The sequence below is a fragment of the Xenorhabdus vietnamensis genome, from assembly GCF_002127535.1.
GTDB classification, from domain to species: Bacteria; Pseudomonadota; Gammaproteobacteria; order Enterobacterales; family Enterobacteriaceae; genus Xenorhabdus; species Xenorhabdus vietnamensis.
On record NZ_MUBJ01000079.1, the window covers coordinates 1 to 1,668 of the forward strand.

A 1,668-nucleotide genomic window follows, 5' to 3' on the forward strand; every position below is an offset into this window, starting at 1 on the left:
AATAACTGTCCATATCTGTACCATTGAGATTAAAACTCCTGCCTTAAATCTATGCCTAAATCTGTCGGCTCAATCGAACCTTTGCAGACCACACAGGGCAATATCAGCTCACAGGGATCTTCTTTGTGGTTCTGGATTTCAACTACCGCCCATGCAACCACCAGATCACTATCACCATCATCAAACCAGACGCGCCATTGCCCGGTAGTAGGGGATACTGCTTTAACGGCATAAAAAGGGGTAGACATCATAATGAGTACCTCCTGCCAGAGAATGAAAGGTTTCTTTCTGGCTGGCTTCCTCTCTTTAATAGATACAGTTGTGGTACAGATATGGCACAGATATTTAAATAACTGTACCAACTCAATACATTGATAAATATATGTTTATTGTTAACTGGTACAGATATCACAGTTATTTTCTGTTTTAGCTTATAAAACATCATTTACCCCCATATCTATCATTTGAGCAAAACGTACTCTCAATTCGTTGACGCTGGGTAACTCATAAACAATACCTATTCCCCGGCCTCGCCTGCCTGAGCTATCAAGCCCCATCTTAACCATTGTGCTACCGACACGCCGACGAGCAGCAGGCTCTGTTTCTTCCTCGTTGTTTTCCCTGCACCACAGTAAATAGCTGTCTATCAGTTCACTGACGGGAATTCTTGCCATGCCCCGAAATGGTTCATCTTTAGATAATTCGGCATATAGGTACGCATATAAGCCAGTCAGACCGAACAGAATTTCTTCCTTAAGTGCATCGGTCTGCGGTGCGCGGTGGCGGTCAAAGTGTGAGATATCGTAATGCAGCAGATAGTGAAGCAACTTAGATGCCCCGTTATCATTCAGCCATTGATAAAGATTATCGAAATAGGCTTTGTCCTGTGCCTTCGTTCCGTCTGGCTCAAGTACCAGATAACGCCGTTCTCTGATACCGGCTTTCAATGCCTGAGTGCTGTTACTGGCAAAAATCAGACGCGAAAAGTTCACCATAGGTTCAGCGTCTATGCCTTTACGCTCAAGGTTAAACGTGGGTTCACTAATGATCCCGCGCAGCTTTTCCCCATCACTGGCTTTTGCTACGGTGGCCTCATCTGCAAAAACAAGCAATTTGTTTGCCATCATTGAATTGAACTTATTGGTGATCTGTTCAGCACCGTTCACTTGCACGCCATATTGCCCCAGTATTTCAAGCAACGGCCTGACAAGTGTCCCTTTACCCGTGCCCGGTACGGATTTCATAGCAATAGCCACAGATGGCTTTTCATCCGGCCTCTGGAACAAGTGCGCCAGCCATGAAAGTACATACTGGTAAGCTCGTTCGTCACCCGCGCAAATCACCTGCTTAATGTGGTTAAGGTAGACACTGCAATCGCCCTCCATCGGTTCAACCGCCAGCCCCATAAACAGGTTATATACGCTGTCCGGGCATCTTTTAGGCTCAGGATAAAAGCCCACACCATTGGGTTTATAGTTCTTGCCTTTCCATTTCAGCCAGGCATCGCCCAGTGACAGCTTTTTAGCGATCCGTCTCTCATGCAGAAAGTAATTTTTAAACTGAGTCAGTTCCTCGAAAACATGCGTGACCCCGTTCACCTGACACGGTTTTAAGCTGACAACCCGATGCTTACCCCCAATGGTGATATGCGTATAGGTTTTGTTCATT

The 1,668-nt window shown here is 45.7% G+C and carries 2 protein-coding genes; both read right to left on the reverse strand.

Annotated features, from left to right (window positions below; translation table 11 throughout):
* Nucleotides 1-29: 29 nt before the first annotated feature.
* On the reverse strand, nucleotides 30-251 hold the full coding sequence (locus Xvie_RS20205; RefSeq protein WP_086110873.1) for a hypothetical protein: 222 nt from the start codon (nucleotides 249-251) through the stop codon (nucleotides 30-32).
* Between the two features lie 180 nt (nucleotides 252-431).
* A partial coding sequence (locus Xvie_RS21930; RefSeq protein ID WP_086110874.1) for a DUF5906 domain-containing protein occupies nucleotides 432-1,668 on the reverse strand: 1,237 nt, incomplete at its 5' end.

What these genes read in the sequence shown, in the direction of transcription:
- Xvie_RS20205 (WP_086110873.1), bottom strand. Translation starts at nt 251, where the DNA reads ATGATGTCTACCCCTTTTTATGCCGTTAAAGCAGTATCCCCTACTACC.